The following is a 19230-nucleotide window of genomic DNA, read 5'->3' on the forward strand; positions in this document are numbered from 1 at the left end:
GTTTTTATATGGCGGAGAAGGAGGGATTTGAACCCTCGCAAGCTTTCACTCCTATCGGTTTTCGAGACCGACCCCTTCAGCCTCTTGGGTACTTCTCCAGGCTTTTAAAATTATAACATAAAAGCTGTATCAATTAAATAATTATTTTGATTATATTATAGAATAATGTTAAAATTAGCATTGTAGGATAAGGAAAAGGAGAATTAGTTTATGATTAAAGGGATTGCTGCTTCGGCAGGTGTTGCGGTATCGAAAGTCTTTAAGTTATCACATCCTGTTTTAGAGATTGAACAGAGAAGTGCTAATGCAGATGAGGAAATTACAAAGTTACATAATGCTGTAACTGAAGCTCAAAAAGATATTGAGCTAATTAAGCAAAATGCAGTGGGTCGTTTGGCTGATGAAGAACTTGCGATTTTTGATGCTCATTTGATGGTTACTCAAGATCCAGAATTTATTGGTCAAGTAGAAGCGAAGATTAACGATGAGTCTGTTAATGCTGAATTTGCTGTTAAAGAAATTTCTGATATGTTTATTGGAATGTTTGAATCGATGGATGATCCATATTTCCGTGAGCGTGCAGCAGACATTAAAGATGTTACATATCGTATTCAGTGTCATGTTATGGGTGTTCAGACAGCTGATTTATCAAGTATTTCAGAAGAGGTTGTTATTGTAGCTGAGGATTTAACACCATCAGATACGGCTCAATTAGATCGTCGTTATGTTCGTGGGTTTGCGACTGAAATTGGTGGTCGTACATCTCATTCAGCCATTATGGCACGTAGTTTAGAAATTCCAGCTGTTGTAGGAGCAGGGGCATTACTAGACAAGTGTGAGCATGGTGAAGCAATGATTCTTGATGCAATTGATGGAACGATTATATTTAGTCCTGATGCTGATCAAAAGAAAGAGTATTCTGCTAAAGCAGATAAGTTTGCAGCGCATAAAGAATCTCTTAAAGTCTTGAAAGATGCAGAAAGTGTTACAAAAGATGGTCGTGTGGTTGAGTTAGCTGGAAATATTGGAACACCTAACGATGTTGAGTCCGTCTTAACAAATGGTGGTGAAGCAGTGGGGCTTTACCGTACTGAATTCTTATATATGGATAACAGTGAGCTTCCTTCAGAAGAAGTTCAATATGAAGCGTATAAAAAAGTATTGGAAGCAATGGCACCTGGTCGTGTTGTTGTTCGTACATTAGACATTGGTGGCGATAAGGAACTTCCTTATTTACCATTGCCAGAAGAAATGAATCCATTCTTGGGGTATCGTGCAATTCGTCTTTGTCTTGATCAACCTGAAATCTTCCGTCCACAAATTCGTGCGTTATTAAGAGCAAGTGTTTTTGGAAAGTTAAGCATCATGTTCCCAATGATTGCAACGGTTCAAGAATTCAGAGATGCGAAAGCGATTGTTGAAGATGAGAAGAAAAATCTATCAAAAGAAGGAATTGCTTTCTCTGATGATATTGAACTAGGTATGATGGTTGAGATCCCAGCAGCGGCAATCCTTGCTGATCAATTTGCTAAAGAAGCGGATTTCTTTAGTATTGGAACAAATGACTTAATTCAATATTCAATGGCAGCAGACCGTATGAATGAACAAGTATCATACTTATACCAACCTTATAGTCCATCGATTTTACGTCTTGTTAAAATGACGATTGATGGTGCTCATAAAGAAGGAAAATGGTGTGGTATGTGTGGTGAGATGGCTGGAGATGAACGTGCAATTCCATTGCTCTTAGGACTTGGTCTTGATGAGTTTTCAATGTCAGCTTCATCAATCTTAGAAGCACGTCGTATTATCCGTGATCTAAGTTATGCAGAAATGCAAGAATTAACAGACAAAGCACTTAATTGTTCTACGACTGAAGAAGTTCTTGAGTTGTTGGATAATGTTAACGTCTAAAGAAAATAAATGTATCCAAATTGTTCGTCATTACGTTGAGTCAGTGTTTATTGATGATGAAACGGGTCATGATTATGAACATATAAAGCGTGTTGTTACTTTAACAACGCGCTTTATTACAAATGAGGATGCGTTTGTAGCAATCATGATCGCCTATATGCATGACTTATTTGATGATAAACTAAATAAAGTTGATTCCATTGAAGAGGCTTTTGCGTCAATGGTAAAAAAAGAAGGTTTAGACCTTCTTGGTAAGGATAAAGAAATTCTTAAGGGCATCATGTCAATTGGCTTTAGGGGTGGATTTAACACCGTTAAACAAAGTCCAGAAGCAGTTTTGGTGAGTGATGCTGATTATCTTGATGCAATGGGAGCAATTGGGATTGCACGGTGCTTTTATTATGCAGGCACGAAAGGGCATCCAATTTATGATGCACAGTTAGATTCTGTTGTCATAGACAATGAACAAGCGTATCGCAATGAAAAAAGAAATGCTATACGCCATTTTGATGAAAAATTGTTGAAGTTGAAAGACCGTATTCAAACACCCTCTGCTCAAGAGATGGCAAACGATCGTCATCAATTTTTATTAGAGTATTATCAAAGGTTTTGGGATGAAGTTTTATAATAAAAAAAGCGTACTTTTGAATGTTAAGTACGCTTTTCTATTGGAAATAGATTGTAAGATTTAAGCTAAAAGGGTCAACATATTCACGGATGTTTTTATCGATGCTGGGTTTAATTCTATAATTACCGCCACTTAATGTTGCCTTAATATTTTTTATCTGTTTGTATTGGCGATTAACATCATCAACATACATTTGGGGAACATAGCCTACATGAATCATTGAATTATGACGCATCCCAATTTTAACTTTAATAATACTCTTATTTTTATGGTCTTTGGAAAAAGAAACAAGTGGAATTGGATGGAATTGATATTTGTAATGTTCAATACCAACTAATCCAGATTCGATCAGTTTTTCATCGCTAAATCGATACTCTAATGATTCTAAAAACATATTTTCATCAATAGTATCTTTTATATAAAGCATTATTTTGTCATTGAAGCCATCATGAATTGGTAAAACAAAGTTTAATTGATCGATGAAATCGTCATGGGACTCAGTTTCATTTTGTATAGAAGACTCATCAACTTCAAAGGTTGTTTCAAGTTCGTTCTCATTTTCCTTGTCTTTTCTTGAGAATAAAAGAACGAGCATCATACTGAACAGTGCTAAGACAATCAGTGGAATTGCCAGAATATACTCCTTTTGAATGATAAGAAATAACGATATCAGTAAGATAATCAGAGATAATAAACTGATGGATCGATATAGAAATTTAGATTTATTCATTAAATTCACTCCTTGGTGACTATTATACGCTAAAAAATAAAAAAGTCTTATAAATAAGGCGTATTCCTTCATAGAATCTTTTGAATTTATTATAATACATAAATAAGGGGTGATTGTTATGTTACCAGAACTTTGTAATCCGTCATTTGGAATTTATATTGGAATTGTTCTTTTGTCTTTGGGAATGATATTGTATGTCAAAAATAGTTAATGAGCTATGATACAATGTTAAAAAAGGATGTGGTTATCATGTTTGAACAGATGGTATTGTTGGTGGTTTTATTTTTTCAAATACTTATTCTAATTAAATTAGTATTAACAAGTAAAAGATCCGATGATAAGTTAATGGATCGTGTGGTAGAACAGCTTGAAAAGTCGTATGAAAAACAAGATGTTAAATTAAGCATGTTGAATGAACAGACTGTTCGTTTAGAGCGTGAGAGAAGTCAATCTCTTTATGAATTTCAAGGAAAAATCGATGAGAAATTAATGGCTCTTTTTCGTCAACAAGAAGAAAGCATTGAACGTAAATTATTGTTGATTGATCATAAAGTTAATGAAAGTTTAGAACAAGGATTTGAGAAAACAAATCAAACATTCACAAATATAGTATCACGGCTAACTAAAATTGATGAAGCGCAGAAAAAGATTGATACCCTTTCAAATGAAATTGTTTCTTTACAAGATGTCTTAACGGATAAAAAAACACGAGGTGTTTTTGGTGAAGTGCAATTAAATCAAATTTTGACATCGGTATTTGGAGAAAAAAATGATGCGGTTTATCAACTGCAACATCAATTTAAGACTGGGACCCGATCAGATGCGGTACTCTTTGCACCTGATCCTTTAGGGACGGTTGCAATTGATTCTAAATTTCCACTTGAAAACTATCGTAAGATGACAGATACATCATTAGAAGCTGGCCTTAGAGAAGGGTATAGTAAAGCTTTTACAAATGATTGCATCAAGCATATTGATGATATTGCCAATCGATACATTATTCCCAATGAAACAGGGCACCAAGCGTTTATGTTTGTTCCAGCTGAGGCTGTGTTTGCAACCATCAATGCGTATTATCCTAAAATCATAGAATATTCACATCATAAAAACGTTTGGATTGTTTCACCGACAACATTAATGAGTACACTAACGACTGTCCAAGCAATTTTAATTAATATGCAACGTGATAAGTATGCTCAACAGATTCATGAGCACCTCAATCTTTTAGCAATTGAATTTGATCGATATAAAGTTCGATGGGATAAACTAAGTCGTAACATTGATTCTGTGAGTACAAGTGTGAAAGATATTCATATCACAACTGATAAAATAAGCAAAAAATTTGACGATATTTCACTTGCAGATAGTGGTTTGATTGATCAAGATTAATTTGTTAATTATTAACGTTAAATTAATGTATAATAATATGTATACTAAAAATTTAGAAAGGGGTATTTATTATTAATGTATTAGTAAAAAAGTTTAAGGAAGTTTCTTTTTCTGTCTTACCAATTACATTGCTTGTCATCATATTACATTTTACTTTAGTGCCGTTGGAGGGAGATGTCTTACTTCGTTTTATCATTGGAGCCATCTTTATCATCATTGGTCTTGGAATTTTCTTGCTAGGAGCTGATTTGGGTGTTGTTCCGATTGGTCATCAAATGGGTCGTTCCATTGCAAAGAGTAATAAGGTTTGGATTGTTGGGGTTCTTGGGTTTATTCTAGGCTTTCTCATAACTGTTGCTGAACCCGATTTACAAATTTTAGCTAAACAGGTTGAAACAGTTTCGAATGGTGCATTGTCGAGCTGGTTGATTGTCATCGTTGTTTCAATTGGTGTTGGAATAATGGTTGCTTTTGGATTATTAAGAATTCTATTCTCTAAAAAACTCAATCATTTTTTCTTAATTGCTTATTTATTTATATTCGTTTTAGCGTTTGGTGTTTCAGAGAGCTTTTTAGCCATCTCAGTTGATGCATCGGGTGCAACGACAGGAGCAATGACCACACCTTTCATTCTTGCGTTGGGTTATGGTGTTTCTCAATTAAAAGGGGGAGCACAATCGGAAGAAGATAGTTTTGGAATGGTTGGACTTGCCTCAGCAGGCCCTATTTTTATGGTTATGTTACTCAGTCGATTTGCACCAAATGCAGGGCAAGGTGGTGTGGAAATGGTATTTGAAACAGCGACAGGTATTTTAACGCCGTTCTTAGAAAATATTCCTCACATCATGAAAGAGTCGTTATGGTCACTTTTACCACTAACTCTTTTATTTCTCTTATTTAATCGCTTTGTCTTTAAGTTAAAAAAACGTAAAACAGCTCGTATCCTCAAAGGATTAGTCTATACCTATTTTGGTTTAAGTTTATTTCTAATTGGTGTTAATGCTGGGTTTATGGATGCAGGTCGTGTAATTGGTCAAGCACTTGCTTCGATGGAAAAAACCTGGATATTGCCGCTTGTTGGATTTTTATTAGGGATGGTTGTGGTCTTAGCAGAGCCAGCAGTTTATGTCTTAACAGAGCAAGTTGAAGAAGTGACATCGGGTCATATTAAAAAGAATATGATTTTAATTACACTATCTATTGGTATTGCCCTTGCAGTATTATTGTCAATGCTTCGAATTATGACACCATCACTTAAATTATGGCATATGTTATTACCAGGGTTTGCCTTGGCGATCTTCTTGTCCTTTAAAGTACCACCCTTGTTTGTAGGGATTGCGTTTGATTCAGGGGGTGTTGCATCAGGACCGATGACAGCAACCTTCGTGATGGCATTTGCTCAAGGAGCAGCCTTAGCGATACCAACTGCGGATGTTATGATTGATGGCTTTGGTGTTATTGCTATGATTGCAATGATGCCAATTGTTTCGATTCAAATTTTAGGGTATTTTTATCAAAGAAAACAAAATCGTTTGGAGGGAGAATAAGTGGAAGAAAATCATCAGTTTATACTGGTTTGTTCGATTGTTGAAGAGGACTATGGAAGTTCTGTTTTAAAAGTTGCAAGAGAGACAGGGATTAGTGGAGGAACGATTATAAAAGGAAAAGGAAGTGTCCGTTCATCGTTCTTAAATTTCTTAGGTTTATCTGATTCACGTAAAGAGATTTGCTTAAATATTTTAAGAGAAGATAAAGAAGAAACGTTCTATTCACAGTTAAATAATAAATTGAAAATAAATCAAGAAAATCATGGACTCGTATTCAGTGTACCGATTGAAGCGGTTTATGGCTTAAGATCACATAAAGAAATAACCATTAATAAAGGGAGGGATATCATGGGATTTGATGCGATTTTTACAATTACTGATATGGGTCAAGCAGAAGATGTTATTGCAAGTGCTAAAGAGGCAGGAGCAAGTGGTGGAACTGTTATGCACGCTCGTGGTAGTGGTATTCAAAAAAATGAAACATTATTTAACATTGAAATTGAACCTGAAAAAGATGTTGTCTTTATTTTAAGTTCAAAGGATAAAACAGAGGCAATCACCGAGAAACTTAATCAAGATTTTGAATTTGAAAATCCAGGACATGGCATTTTATTTGTCTTAGATGTAAGTAAGACAATGGGTCTTTATCAAAAATAATTCGATAAAGCATTTGTATTTTATAAATGATTAATAATACTAAGTTTTAGTTATCTAAGAACCTACCAATTAACTTTGGTAGGTTTTTATTTATAGAATTAAAAAAACGTGTAATTTAGATTATTAAGGTAGATTGAAGATTTATTTCACATATGAAGGATTATATTAATCAGATGATTTAGCTCATAGATACTATAAAAAAACTGTGCTACCATGAAGTAAAGCGCTTACACGAAAGGGGAGTTTTATGAAAAAATACCGCTTAATTTATACAGTTTTACTTTCGATATTTTTGATATTACCAAAGGGGAATACGTTGATTGAGGCTGAGAGTTCAAAAGAAGTAGATTTGGAAGTCTTAGTTGATGAAAAGGTTGATACACCTTTTTCTTCCGGGAAAGATGGTGGTCCTGTTACTATTTTTGATGTAAGTTTTGGAATAGAGAATAACCAACAGGTGGCATATACAGCATCAAAAGGTTCTGGTGACTACGGAGCTATTTTTAATGTCATCAACGTTGATACGGGTGAAAATTTGTTTAATGCAAAAATGGAGGGTGCAACTCAAGTTTGGTCTATTATAACTGTAGAAAAAGATGTATATATCGGAACTACGGGTAGACAAGCAGGACTGTGGAGATATAATTCAGTTACGAAAGAAGTAATGAATTTAGGTAATCCGCTTCCAGGACTTGTAACGTTATTCACATTAACAAGTGATGGAAAGAAAGTCTATGGTGGAGGTCATCCAACAGGTAAATTGTTTGCATATGATATTAAATCAAATAGTTTTGAAAATTTAGGCGTTGTAGATGTGGGAATAAGAGAAGAGGGAATTAGTAACCTTCCTCATCCAGAAGATTATGTTCGATCAAGTGCAATTTATAAAGATGAGTTATTTGTTGGGACGGGTTCACAAAATGGAAGGATTCTCAAGAAAAATATTTCAAATGATTCACAATGGGAATTGATTGAAATGCCTATTGCAAGAAATATAGAAGAATTCAAAAGTCTACAGTTTGCTTACGATTTAAAAATTGTTAGAAATTATTTATTTGCTTTTTTTAATGGAAACCGAACTGTATATATTTATGATTTGGAAAAGCAGGTATGGTTAGACACGAAGATTCCAAATATTAGAGGACAAGTGGGTGTTTCAAGTGAGTATAAGGAACACGTATATTTCTCATCGAATGATAAAAATATGTATCGTTTTAATTTAAATACGATGACGGTTGATGAAACACCTCTATTTGATTACGACGCCAATTTACGAAATAGTCAGATAATAACTAAAAACAATCGTGATGTTCTAATGAGTATTGAATTTGATGGTAAACTTCGTATTTTTGATTTTAATGATGGTTTTAAGAAAGATACGCTTCAAACAGACGTACATGGACAACCTCAAGCCATTCAATCAATGTTTTATGACAGAAATACGGATAATCTTTTTGCTTCAGCCTACCAAGGAGCGCAAGGCTATCGTAGAAAATTGTCTTCAGGTCATGTTGATAAATTTAAACTTGGACAAATTGAGAATATGGACGTTTTAGATGGAACGGTGTATTTTGGTGAATATCCTGCAGCACGAGTTTTTACCATGAAATCTGATGCACAAGATCTTCAAGTCAAAGAACAATTTAATTTAACTTCGGATAAGCAAGATCGACCGTTTAAGATGCATGCACACGATAAAAAAATGTATATTGGTACTATAGGAGATTATGGTGTTTTAGATGGAGCCTTAGGCATTTATGATCCATCAACGGATAACCTAAAGGTTCACAAAGGACTTATTCCAAATCAATCGATTGTTGGAATTGCTGTTAAAGATAACTTAGTTTATGGTTCTACATCGATCCATGGAGGATTAGGAATTGAACCCACTGAAACAACAGCTAAACTTTTTATTTTTGATACTATTACGGAAGAAATAGTTTTAGTTAGAGAAATTGAAGAACTTGCTCATCAAAAGGTTAGTATGATTAGTGGCTTAAGTTTTGATGAAACAGGAAAACTATGGGCAAGTGCGAATGGTAGTTTATTTGAACTTGATCCAGACGATTTGTCTGTTAAAAGAATGAAAACAATATACCCAAGCTTAGAGTCTTATGGTAAATGGCGTCCAATTGAGATAAATTTCATAGATGATAGAATTTATGCCAATGTGGGTGGAATTGTAAATCTATTTAATAGAGAAACATTAGAGAACGTTGAACTTGTTACAGCAGATAAATATATTGTTACAAATGATCACAAGGTCTACTACGCTGACCAGGTTGATATAAGATCAATGGAATTTAAATTACATGAAAAAGAATTTTTAAGCAAAGAATTATTTATCGAAAATCATTCATTCGAAAAACATCAAGATTTAATTCCAGTTGGATGGGAACCTTATTATTCGGTAGTAAAAGATAATACGAATTTTTCGATTAATACAGAGTATAAAACAGATGGAGAATCAAGCTTACATGTTTATGATCGTGATGGTTCGGGTTCTATGTTTGTTAGATCTAGTTTGGTTGAAGTAAAAGAAAATGCTGAATATAATGTTTCGGTAGATCATTATTTAATGAATGGTAAAGCTACAATGATGTTACGTTTCTATGATGATGATGGTGAACAAATCGGAAAAGACATTGGAAATAAATCAATTATTCATACATCAGGAGACTACAATAAATGGAATACGTATCAATTAAATGGAAATGCACCAAAGGGTGCGACGCATTTAAGGGTTTCCCTGGGAACTAATAATGCAGCTCAAACAGATGGAGCTTTATTTGACAATGTAAGAGTTTTTGAGAAAAGCGAGCAAATGAAAACAGAGTCTACAATCACAATTCGACATCAGTACTTGAATTTTGATGGGAAAGTTATTGATGAGGATGTCGAAACTATGACCCAAAACATTGGAGAAAAATTAGCTATAAGCTATAAAGAAAGAGAAAAATTTGCTTTTAATAAATCTAAGGAAGAAGACTTAAGTGATATTTATTTTGATGACAAAGACAAAGAAATTATTATTCAGTATAAACAGCAGTCGACGATTATTATCAATCACCATTATATAGATAAAAAAGATAAGATTGTCAAAACTGAATCTCAAGTTTATCACTCAGACAAACTTAATCTTCCTTTAAAACATAATTACACACCTGATGAAGGTTATGAAATAGCAAATTCGAATATAGATTTATCAACCATTACTTTCAAAGAAAAAGATCAGAGTTTCGAGTTATATTATAATGAAAAAGATCTAGAAAAGTCGGATAGTGACATTGATAAGGCAAAAGAAACATTACCCGAAACTGGAGTCGTTAATTTTATTCCTATCGCGATTCTATTTGTGGTGATTGGCGTAGGGATAAGAAAGGCTGAGTTTATAACAAGAAAAAAGAAATAGGTAGAGTTTTAAATCTATGAAGCCAATGGGGCTTTATCAAAAATAATTGAAACAATAATGAATGAATAAGTGTATAAAAAGACAAATCGACGATTTGTCTTTTTATTTTTTCATTAAATTAGTGTCTAAAGTGTTGACATCTTGTTAAGAGTTGGTATACTTAAGTTAGAAGTTAGGCACGCCTAATTCAATGAAGTGGCAAACCTAACGTCTTTAGAAACTGGAAGGTGATGGTATGATAAAGGTCGAGAATCTTCATGTATCTTATTATGGTAATGAGGTCGTGAAAGATGTAAGTTTTGAGTTTAATACAGGCTCGTTAATTGGGATCATTGGTCCTAACGGTGCAGGTAAGTCGACCATGATTAAGGCCATACTGGGTCTTATACCAAAAGATAAAGGAACAATTACAGTTGATCAACAATCAATTGATGAAGCAAGAAAGAAAATTGCTTATGTTCCACAACGAAATGATTTAGATTGGGATTTCCCAATTAATGTTTTTGATACCGTTCTGATGGGAACTTATCCAAAGTTAGGATTAATTAAAAGACCAAAAGAACGTGAAAAAGAATTAGCAAAAGAAAGTTTGAAACGTGTTGGCATGCTTGATTATGCAAATCAACAAATTGGTGAGTTGTCTGGTGGACAACAACAACGTGTATTCTTGGCAAGAGCTTTGGCACAGGAAGCGGATTTATTCTTCTTGGATGAGCCGTTTGTTGGAATCGATGTTGCATCAGAGAAAAAAATTGTGGATATTCTTAAAGAGTTAAAAGATGAAGGAAAAACGGTATTTGTAGTCCATCATGATCTTTCGAAGGTGGAGTCTTACTTTGATGAGTTAATCTTAATTAATAAAGAACTAGTTAAAGCGGGTAAAGTAAAAGATGTGTTCATTTATGAAACGATGAATAAAGCGTATGAATCAAGTTTCGCTTTTCCAAGAATAGAAGGTGCTAGAGCATGATTGTACATTTAACATTTCTAAATGATATCGTTCAATATGAATTTTTACAAAAAGCGTTATTCACAGCTGTTATGGTTGGAATTCTTGCAGGTGTCATGGGAAGTTTTATCATTCTTAGGGGCATGGCTTTAATGGGAGATGCAATTTCTCATGCGATTCTTCCTGGTGTTGCTCTTTCTTACATGTTAGGGATCAATTATTTTATTGGTGCTGTTGTTATGGGAGTCTTGAGCAGTGTTGGGATAGGATTTGTCAGTCAAAACAGTAAACTAAAGAATGATACAGCGATTGGAATTGTCTTCTCAGCCTTCTTTGCATTAGGGATATTACTCTTGATGAAGGCGCAAACTGCGGTTGACTTAACTCAAATTCTATTTGGGAATGTCTTAACTGTGCGTAGTTCTGATATGTGGTTGACCTTTGGTGTAGGTATCTTTGTTTTAGTCTGTATTTTTGTTTTTTACAAAGAATTTCTTATTACATCATTTGATGCAACGATGGCTAAATCATATGGGATGAACACCAATGCAATTCATTATTTTATGATGATTTTATTAACATTGGTAACAGTGGCTTCATTACAAACTGTTGGTGTTGTATTGGTGGTTGCGATGTTAATTACACCAGCCGCAACGGCTTATTTATTAACCAATAAAATGAGTAAAATGATTGGTTTATCAGCAATATTTGGAGCATTGTCAGCGGTCATCGGATTATATTTTAGTTTTAGATATAATCTGACATCAGGAGCAGTGATTGTTCTTGTCGCAACATCATTCTTTATTGTTGCATTTCTATTCGCTCCAAAACAAGGGGTTGTATGGAATAAATTGAAACAAAGTAAAGCTTAAATAAAAAGGAGAAAATTATGAAGAAATTATTATTAACAACAGTGTTAGCATTTACATTATTATTAACAGCTTGTGGTTCAAACACAGCTAAACCAGAGGATGATGGAAAGATCAAAGTTGTTTCATCATTCACAATTATTACAGATATGGCTCAACAAATTGGTGGTGATTTGGTTGATGTATACAATCTAGTTCCAACGGGAACAGATCCACACGAGTATGAACCAAAACCTGATGATATTAAAGCAGCAACGGATGCGGATGTTCTTTTCTTTAATGGGATGAATCTTGAAGGTGGAGAAACAGGCTGGTTTGCGAAAATGATTGATTCAGTGAATCAAAATAAAGATCATGTCTTTGACCTAAATGAAGGTGTAACACCTAAATATCTTGTCGGCGATACAGGCCGTGATGAAGAGGTAAACCCACATTCATTCTTAGATCCAAAAGTTGGGATTAAAATGGCAGAGAACTTAAAAGATGCTTTAATCAAAATTGATGGTGACAATAAAGAAGTGTATAAAAAAAATGCTGAAGCTTACCTAACACGTTTGAATGAAATTGATGCTAAGTATACAGATGTCATCAGCGCATTGCCAGAAGAACGTCGTATTCTAGTCACCAGTGAAAGAGCATTCCAATATATGACTGAAAGTTATGGATTGCGTGAAGCATATGTATGGGAAATTGATACAGAAGAACTTGGAACAACAGAACAAATCAAGACTTTAATTGATACATTGAAAAAAGAAAATCCTCCGGTCTTATTTATGGAATCGAATGTTGATCCTAAACCACTTGAAACAGTTTCGAATGAGTCAGGGATTAAAATCTTTGAAGAACATATTTATTCAGATGAAATTGGTAAAAAAGGTGATCAAGTGGATACCTATGTGAAATTACTTGAACATAACATTCGTATTATCGAAACAGGACTAAAATCATAAAACAATTGAAAACTTAATGACTCCTCTCATTAAGTTTTTTTATATGCGTACGTGATTAAAGTGATGACAGTATATGCTATAATAAACAAAGTAAAAGGGGTGTTATCAATGAGTGCATATCTTGAACCAATAAAAATTGCGTTGTTTTTATTTCCAGTTTTGTCTTTCTTTATTTCTTTACCCTATATGATCTATCAATATCATACGTATGGGTCGGTTAATCGTAAACGTACAGTTATTATCTATTCGTTTATCTTTTATTTGATGGTTGCTTACTTTCTTGTTATTTTACCGTTGCCTGATCGAGCGTCTGTTACGAGTAGCTATCAAGAGATGATGCAGCTTAGACCCTTTGCATTTGTACGTGATTTCTTTACGCATACCACGATTGTCATCAGTGATCCTAAAACCTATCTATCAGGTTTAACGCAAGGTGTTGTGACGCAGCCTGTTTTTAATGTCCTAATGACCATTCCATTTGGTATGATGCTTCGTTTTTATTTTAAAAAATCGTTGAAAGAAGTGTTTGTTTATTCTTTTCTCTTGTCTTTGTTTTTTGAATTAACACAATTAACAGGTTTATACGGAATTTATTCAGGCCCATATCGTTTATTTGATATTGATGATTTGATGTTAAATACAATGGGGGGCTCAATTGGTTATTTCTTATCACCCTTAATTGGTATCTTCTTTCCAAGTCGAGAAGCCATTGATGAGGAAAGTTATTTAAGTTCATCGTATGTATCATATGTCCGTCGGTTTGTTAGTTTTCTAGGTGATATGGTTTTTATCAAGATATTCATGCTTGGTTTTCAAATCATTCTGGCACTTTTTAAGGTTTACTTGGTTGAGGGTGAGTTTAGTACTAATTGTGTTGAATTTGTTTTGTTGATGCTTTATTTTGTGGTCTTTGTTTATAAAAATCAAGGTCAAACAGTCATGCAAAAATTCTTACACATCAAGCTTAGTTCTACGAAAGAAGAGCTTAAACTAAGTCAAATACTGAAGCGCTTTTTACTGATTTATGTATTTATGATTAAATTTTCTGAAATCTTTGCAATGATTCAATCGATTGTACTTGTTAATCAAGAGCCTAACATCATTGCTTTAATCATGTATTTAGGCGTTTTCTTTATCGTCCAGACTACGATTGTGTTTCATATTGTCTTTACAGCGATTAAAAAAACTCATGTTATGTTTTATGATCAATTAAGTGGTACTCGAATTATTAGTCAAGCAGTTAAAAAGTAAGATGAAAAATATGTGAGGTTTTGGGATAAACTATGAATGAGATAGCTAATAGTGTATTATATTAGAATGAATGGGATGGTAAAAAAATGAAAAAAAATAATAAAAAGACTTTTTTTCTGTTTAGAAATTCAGTCATTGTTGGAATATTTTTGGTAGCGAGTGCAGTCACTGCTTTTTCAATTATTAAATTAAACGTCTTGGTGACAAAGTATTTATTAATTGCCATGACTGTCTTGGCGTTGTTATTCTTAATCGTAAGTATGACTGTCTTTAAAACAGAAGAGGGCAGCAAAAAGAATTTATTTGCGAAGATTGTATCATTGCTGTTGAGTTTAGCGCTTCTATTTGGTACGTTCCATGTCTTTGGTATGGATGCTTTCTTATCAAAGGTAACGGGTGCTAAAAAGGATAGTTATGAGATGTCAGTGATTGTTCTTAAAGAAAAATCATATGAAAAAATTGAAGATGTGAAGGATTTGGAATTTGGTGTTAATAAGTTGATGGATAAAGAGAACATCGAAGAAACATTTACTTATATTAATAAAGAAAAATCATTCACGCCTCAAGCGAAAGAATATACAAACTATAAAGCACTTGTTGAGGACTTAGAAAATGGTGTGGTGGAAGTCATTGTCTTGAATGAAGGCCATCGTGATATTGTTTTAGAATATGACAAAAACTTCAATGATAAAACAAAAGTTATTCACACCGTTAACTTTGAAAAAGAAGTTCAATTAGCTGACTTAAATACAAAAGTTAAAGAAGATACATTTAGTATGTTTATTTCAGGAATCGATACTTATGGGCCTGTGTCCTCAGTTGCTCGATCAGATGTAAACCTTATTATGACCGTTAATCCTGTTGATAAACAAATTCTTTTAACCAGTATCCCGCGTGATTACCATGTCCCACTTGCAACATCAGGTCAACTTGATAAATTAACGCATTCTGGTATTTATGGTATTAATGAATCCGTTCAAACATTGGAAAACTTACTTGATATGGATATTGATTATTATGTTCGTGTTAACTTTACATCCGTTGAGAATATAGTTGATGCGATGGGTGGTGTTGAAGTTGAGTCTATGTATGACTTTAATGCTGGTGGATATAGTTATAATAAAGGTATGAATCATATGGATGGTAAAATGGCGTTAAGATTTGTTCGTGAGCGTTATACCTTACCAAATGGTGATATGGACCGTGGACGTCATCAACAAGCCCTAATGACAGGGATCATTAACAAGGCATTATCGCCATCGATTCTGATGAATTACAATTCAGTCTTAGCATCTGTTTCAGATAGCTTAGAAATGAGTATGCCCGAGTCTCACTTGAAAGATCTTGTGAAGATGCAACAAAAAGATAATGCAAGCTGGGATATCCAATCCTATCAATTACAAGGATATGGTGCTAAATCAACGACAACCTATTCAATGCCAGGCTGGAATTTATATGTCATGGAACCAGACAGAGATAGTGTTGAATACGGTAGTGAATTAATTAAACAAATGGAAAACCATGAAGTTATCCAAGTCAATCAATAATGAATTAAAAAACCCGAATGATTAATCACTCGGGTTTTATATTGGATGTTTTTTTAATTTATCCTGCAACAACTGAGAAGAATAGGGCAGTTGCATTAGGCATGTTTTTAATTTCTGTTTTTGCAATTTTAACTGCGGCTTCCAAGTCCTCACTCTCTGTTTCAAAATATAATCTTATTCCGTCCTTTTTAACAAATGTAAATGTTGGCGATTCGATGGCTTCGACCGCAGCTTTGATTTCATCTTGCATTAATGGACTATTTACAATAATCATAATAACCCCGCTTTCTATACCACCTAATGTTACCAAAAAGATAAACAATAAACAATGGTATATACCAATATAATTGCACAATTTTGTAATTGATAAAAGGAGTGAGGTGATTGCATTTACATTTGTGAAAATATACCCTACAATAATATAGAAAAGAGGTCATTATGTACAAAGAACTAAAGAATAATTTAATGAATCGAAATATTTCGTTTGTCAGTGATTTAGACGTCATGCTTGATTATGATGATATGATTAAAAACCTTGAAGGTGTTCAACGATTAGTTTTTGATGAAGTATCGATTGAGTATCGTGATTTAAATAAGCGGTTTGTTGATTGTGCTGTTGAAGTTGGTGTTGAGCACATTGTTGTTTTAGAAGCTTTCAATCAAGATGATGTTGAGTTGACTGAACTATCAGAACTTAAAAAATATCTAAAAATGTATCCTGATACTAAGCAAAGTTTTATTCGCTTACCTATGTTTATGGAAATGCTATACCAAACAATGATTGATGAATATGAATTATCAAAGAAAGATTTTACAGTCATGAGTAAAAAGAATGTTAATGAGGTCTTGACTGCATGGTTGAGTCAAGAAACACTAGCGTTAAATTTAGAATTAAAAGGAATAGCCTACGATTCGATTGAATCTTACTACCGTGTTTTTGATGGTCAAAAACCAAGTCATAAAAAATATCCTATTAAAAACTGTGATATTGAAATTATGACATGGCATGAATTTGTTCAATCAAAGAAAAATTAAATGTTAATTTAGGATGAAAAAAGAACTTTCCAATTGTCAGAGAAAGTTCTTTTTTCGTTCTAGGTTAAGCGATAATCAAGTAACGAAGAATCATAAGGATCCATAGATGAGCAGGATACACAATATAAAACAACCATTTTGAAAAACTGTCGTTACGACCTCTTTGATTCGAGTATAACAGTAATGGAACAACAACAAAGGCCATGGCCCATTCATTGTTAAATAATAGGGTATCGATCAGTGAAATACCTGAAGCACCGGTTGCGTATGTAATAATAGCTTTGATAAAAAACAAGAGGGACCAAGCGATGATGCCAGCTGATAAAGTTTGTTTATCGTTCATAAATGAATAACTCAAGAAAAGAATTGGATATAAATATAATCCTCCCTCACTAAAAGCAAGGGATACGAACGTGATTAGAATAAATGCCACAGCATAGATTAAACGATGTGCAGCATTAACACGTTTAAATCGTTCGATACAGCCTAAGAGAAGCAAGTGTAGTGATAAGGTAAAAAAGATATTGTTTCCCTGAAGTAAGGAATAAAGTGTCATTTGATTTGTCATTGGATCCACATTTTTAAAATAATAATTGATTGAGATATTGCCAATAAACATTAGGGTGGCAAAGATAGCTACGCGAGTAAAATATTTACGCCGATCTGAGGTGTAGTGAAAACCTTCGACGAGGAAGTAAACGAACAAGGGAGCAACAAAACGTGGCAAGAGTGCAATCCATGTTGGTCCAATTCCAAGATAGGTATGACAATGATCGAGAATCATAAAAAATAATGCGCCAATTTTTAATTGATAAGCAGTAAAACCTTTATTGTGTATAATTTGTTTCATAAAAAAACTCCTTCTATATGTGACCTATGTCATTATAGCAAGGAGTTTATTAAGATGTTTTGAGGACTTCTTAAGAATTGATTAAGAATCACTCACTTATTCAATACAACCACTGGTTACAGATTTTTGAATGAAATTATAGATATTTAATAAATCCTCTTTTAAGGGATAGTCTCGAATTATAATCGATGGAATGAGTGGATTGTCGATGTGAAAGTTTGAAATAATAAAATCAGGATCATCTTCAACATCATTTTCTAAAATAACAATATTTTCAAACATCTTTTGAATGACGCTCTCATAAAATAGTTTATGATCATGACCAATATCGGAATAGATTTTAGTGGTCACTGTTTTTTCAATTTGGTAGAGGTCAGGGCTAATTAAATGAAACCAAAAGAGTAATTGGTCAACCAAAGGATCTAAATCTAATTCAAGAATGTTTTTTGTGTTGTAGACTGTTTCGACAAAGCGATAATAATATCGTGGTCTTCGTCTTTTTAATTGATCAGTAAATATTTCTATCCGATCAAAAACAAGCGTATAGACATTGGGGTAGGTATTAAAACTAGCGTATATTACAATGCTAGAGAACATTAAGCGGTTATATGTATCAAGGTCATAATTGATTTTATTGAGATCAAACACTTCTTTAATCATGACATCAATCGACTCGATAATATCATATTTCTCTTGCTCATTGGACCATGGAATCAACTGATAATAAAGAGATTGACGGATTCTCAGTAAATGATTATGTTCAAGTTCTGGGAAAAATGGTTTAAGTTGGTCCATTTCTTTGTAAACGATATCAGTGGTATCATCGTTTAAATTAAACCCTTGGGTTTCTCTGAATAAAGAAATATAGGTAAAATAAGTATAATAAGAAAACTGAAGTTCAAATTTAAACGGTAAGTGCTCAAGTGTCATGGTATAGAGAATCGTATAAAGTGTCATAAAAGGCAAGTCAATAAATATTTCTTCAGGTGGCATTGATTCAGATATAATCGAGACCATGAACCGTCTTAATTGCAGTTCTTCTTTGGCTTCTATAAAATAGCCATGGTTTTTATGGACGATTTTAAAATCATACATTTGTAAAACATTATTGATTTCTGTGACCGTTCGATAAAAACTGGCTTCACTAATGCCCAATGATTCGCAGTAAAAAAGTCGGTTCTCAAAGGGGTTAAAGAAAAATAACGTTAAGGATTGAATGTTTGTTGAGTGTTTAAGTAAATCTTGAAGCACCATTTGCAAGATTGCTGGACTTTTCTTCGTAAACTCTAATGTATATCCTGTTTTTTTTATGTTAAATACATCACTGTAATCTTCAACTACACACATGATATCGTTGCGAGCAGTAGCAATTGAGGTATTATTTAGGTTTGCTACGTCAGTGTCATTCATTGTTTTCTCAGTTAATACCAGTGCTTTAATTATATTCATCTCGCGTCTAATCGGATTTTCGATTAAATTTTGCACAAAATCTCCTCCATCTT

The 19230-nt window shown here is 33.5% G+C and carries 16 protein-coding genes and 1 tRNA gene; 12 read left to right on the forward strand and 5 right to left on the reverse strand.

Translation table 11 applies throughout. The annotated features are described in order from the left end of the window. Window positions 1-9: 9 nt before the first annotated feature. Window positions 10-98 (reverse strand) — tRNA-Ser (locus tag GVV10_RS02115). A 112-nt stretch (window positions 99-210) separates the two neighbouring features. Between GVV10_RS02115 and ptsP the strand changes: the two genes are divergently transcribed. Both ptsP and GVV10_RS02125 read left to right on the forward strand, forming a co-directional pair. After that, window positions 211-1914, forward strand: a complete 1704-nt coding sequence (ptsP, locus tag GVV10_RS02120) for a phosphoenolpyruvate--protein phosphotransferase (RefSeq protein WP_159519110.1) — start codon at window positions 211-213, stop codon at window positions 1912-1914. After that, a complete protein-coding gene (locus GVV10_RS02125; protein WP_159519112.1) occupies window positions 1901-2542 on the forward strand; it encodes an HD domain-containing protein in 642 nt (213 codons plus the stop codon). Before ptsP ends, GVV10_RS02125 begins: the two co-directional genes overlap by 14 nt. A 37-nt stretch (window positions 2543-2579) precedes the next feature. On the opposite strand, the gene GVV10_RS02130 is transcribed toward GVV10_RS02125, so the two are convergent. Further along, a complete protein-coding gene (locus tag GVV10_RS02130; protein WP_159519114.1) occupies window positions 2580-3272 on the reverse strand; it encodes a hypothetical protein in 693 nt (230 codons plus the stop codon). A 210-nt stretch (window positions 3273-3482) separates the two neighbouring features. Here GVV10_RS02130 and GVV10_RS02135 point away from each other — a divergent pair, with 210 nt between their 5' ends. The 9 genes from GVV10_RS02135 (at window position 3483) to GVV10_RS02175 (ending at window position 15843) form a co-directional block, all read left to right on the forward strand. After that, on the forward strand, window positions 3483-4661 hold the full coding sequence (locus GVV10_RS02135; RefSeq protein ID WP_159519116.1) for a DNA recombination protein RmuC: 1179 nt from the start codon (window positions 3483-3485) through the stop codon (window positions 4659-4661). A gap of 128 nt (window positions 4662-4789) precedes the next feature. Further along, window positions 4790-6208, forward strand: coding sequence for a DUF1538 domain-containing protein (locus GVV10_RS02140; RefSeq protein WP_268892245.1), 1419 nt, complete (start codon window positions 4790-4792; stop codon window positions 6206-6208). After that, window positions 6209-6865: a P-II family nitrogen regulator gene (locus GVV10_RS02145; RefSeq protein WP_159519118.1), complete on the forward strand. Its 657-nt coding sequence runs from the start codon at window positions 6209-6211 to the stop codon at window positions 6863-6865. A 247-nt stretch (window positions 6866-7112) separates the two neighbouring features. After that, window positions 7113-10277, forward strand: coding sequence for a hypothetical protein (locus tag GVV10_RS02150; protein WP_159519120.1), 3165 nt, complete (start codon window positions 7113-7115; stop codon window positions 10275-10277). A gap of 235 nt (window positions 10278-10512) precedes the next feature. Next, entirely contained in the window at window positions 10513-11247 is a 735-nt protein-coding gene (locus GVV10_RS02155; protein ID WP_159519122.1) for a metal ABC transporter ATP-binding protein, read from the forward strand. Beyond that, window positions 11244-12098 carry a metal ABC transporter permease gene (locus tag GVV10_RS02160; protein ID WP_159519124.1) on the forward strand — a complete coding sequence of 285 codons (855 nt, stop codon included), beginning with the start codon at window positions 11244-11246 and terminating at the stop codon, window positions 12096-12098. Before GVV10_RS02155 ends, GVV10_RS02160 begins: the two co-directional genes overlap by 4 nt. 17 nt (window positions 12099-12115) lie before the next feature. Next, window positions 12116-13045 carry a metal ABC transporter substrate-binding protein gene (locus GVV10_RS02165; protein ID WP_159519126.1) on the forward strand — a complete coding sequence of 310 codons (930 nt, stop codon included), beginning with the start codon at window positions 12116-12118 and terminating at the stop codon, window positions 13043-13045. Window positions 13046-13153: 108 nt separating this feature from the next. Beyond that, window positions 13154-14296 carry a VanZ family protein gene (locus GVV10_RS02170; protein WP_159519128.1) on the forward strand — a complete coding sequence of 381 codons (1143 nt, stop codon included), beginning with the start codon at window positions 13154-13156 and terminating at the stop codon, window positions 14294-14296. Window positions 14297-14382: 86 nt separating this feature from the next. Beyond that, complete coding sequence (locus GVV10_RS02175) at window positions 14383-15843, forward strand: LCP family protein (protein WP_159519130.1); 1461 nt, start codon at window positions 14383-14385, stop codon at window positions 15841-15843. Window positions 15844-15901: 58 nt separating this feature from the next. Here GVV10_RS02175 and GVV10_RS02180 read toward each other — a convergent pair whose 3' ends face one another. Next, on the reverse strand, window positions 15902-16117 hold the full coding sequence (locus GVV10_RS02180; RefSeq protein WP_159519133.1) for a hypothetical protein: 216 nt from the start codon (window positions 16115-16117) through the stop codon (window positions 15902-15904). A gap of 164 nt (window positions 16118-16281) precedes the next feature. On the opposite strand from GVV10_RS02180, the gene GVV10_RS02185 reads away from it, so the two are divergent. Continuing rightward, a complete protein-coding gene (locus tag GVV10_RS02185; RefSeq protein WP_159519135.1) occupies window positions 16282-16878 on the forward strand; it encodes a Rossmann-fold NAD(P)-binding domain-containing protein in 597 nt (198 codons plus the stop codon). A gap of 64 nt (window positions 16879-16942) precedes the next feature. On the opposite strand, the gene GVV10_RS02190 is transcribed toward GVV10_RS02185, so the two are convergent. After that, window positions 16943-17728 (reverse strand): TraX family protein, encoded by a 786-nt coding sequence (locus GVV10_RS02190; protein WP_159519137.1) that lies wholly within the window; start codon window positions 17726-17728, stop codon window positions 16943-16945. Window positions 17729-17824: 96 nt separating this feature from the next. Next, window positions 17825-19213 (reverse strand): helix-turn-helix domain-containing protein, encoded by a 1389-nt coding sequence (locus GVV10_RS02195; RefSeq protein WP_159519139.1) that lies wholly within the window; start codon window positions 19211-19213, stop codon window positions 17825-17827. Window positions 19214-19230: the final 17 nt, after the last annotated feature.

The organism is Erysipelothrix urinaevulpis, from assembly GCF_009828835.1.
Taxonomy (GTDB): Bacteria; Bacillota_I; Bacilli_A; order Erysipelotrichales; family Erysipelotrichaceae; genus Erysipelothrix; species Erysipelothrix urinaevulpis.

Excerpts from the sequence above, each read along its gene's own strand:
- ptsP (WP_159519110.1), top strand. The coding sequence starts at position 211 with ATGATTAAAGGGATTGCTGCTTCGGCAGGTGTTGCGGTATCGAAAGTC.
- GVV10_RS02125 (WP_159519112.1), top strand. The coding sequence starts at position 1,901 with ATGTTAACGTCTAAAGAAAATAAATGTATCCAAATTGTTCGTCATTAC.
- GVV10_RS02130 (WP_159519114.1), bottom strand. The coding sequence starts at position 3,272 with ATGAATAAATCTAAATTTCTATATCGATCCATCAGTTTATTATCTCTG.
- GVV10_RS02135 (WP_159519116.1), top strand. The coding sequence starts at position 3,483 with ATGAGCTATGATACAATGTTAAAAAAGGATGTGGTTATCATGTTTGAA.
- GVV10_RS02150 (WP_159519120.1), top strand. The coding sequence starts at position 7,113 with ATGAAAAAATACCGCTTAATTTATACAGTTTTACTTTCGATATTTTTG.
- GVV10_RS02155 (WP_159519122.1), top strand. The coding sequence starts at position 10,513 with ATGATAAAGGTCGAGAATCTTCATGTATCTTATTATGGTAATGAGGTC.
- GVV10_RS02160 (WP_159519124.1), top strand. The coding sequence starts at position 11,244 with ATGATTGTACATTTAACATTTCTAAATGATATCGTTCAATATGAATTT.
- GVV10_RS02165 (WP_159519126.1), top strand. The coding sequence starts at position 12,116 with ATGAAGAAATTATTATTAACAACAGTGTTAGCATTTACATTATTATTA.
- GVV10_RS02170 (WP_159519128.1), top strand. The coding sequence starts at position 13,154 with ATGAGTGCATATCTTGAACCAATAAAAATTGCGTTGTTTTTATTTCCA.
- GVV10_RS02175 (WP_159519130.1), top strand. The coding sequence starts at position 14,383 with ATGAAAAAAAATAATAAAAAGACTTTTTTTCTGTTTAGAAATTCAGTC.
- GVV10_RS02180 (WP_159519133.1), bottom strand. The coding sequence starts at position 16,117 with ATGATTATTGTAAATAGTCCATTAATGCAAGATGAAATCAAAGCTGCG.
- GVV10_RS02185 (WP_159519135.1), top strand. The coding sequence starts at position 16,282 with ATGTACAAAGAACTAAAGAATAATTTAATGAATCGAAATATTTCGTTT.
- GVV10_RS02190 (WP_159519137.1), bottom strand. The coding sequence starts at position 17,728 with ATGAAACAAATTATACACAATAAAGGTTTTACTGCTTATCAATTAAAA.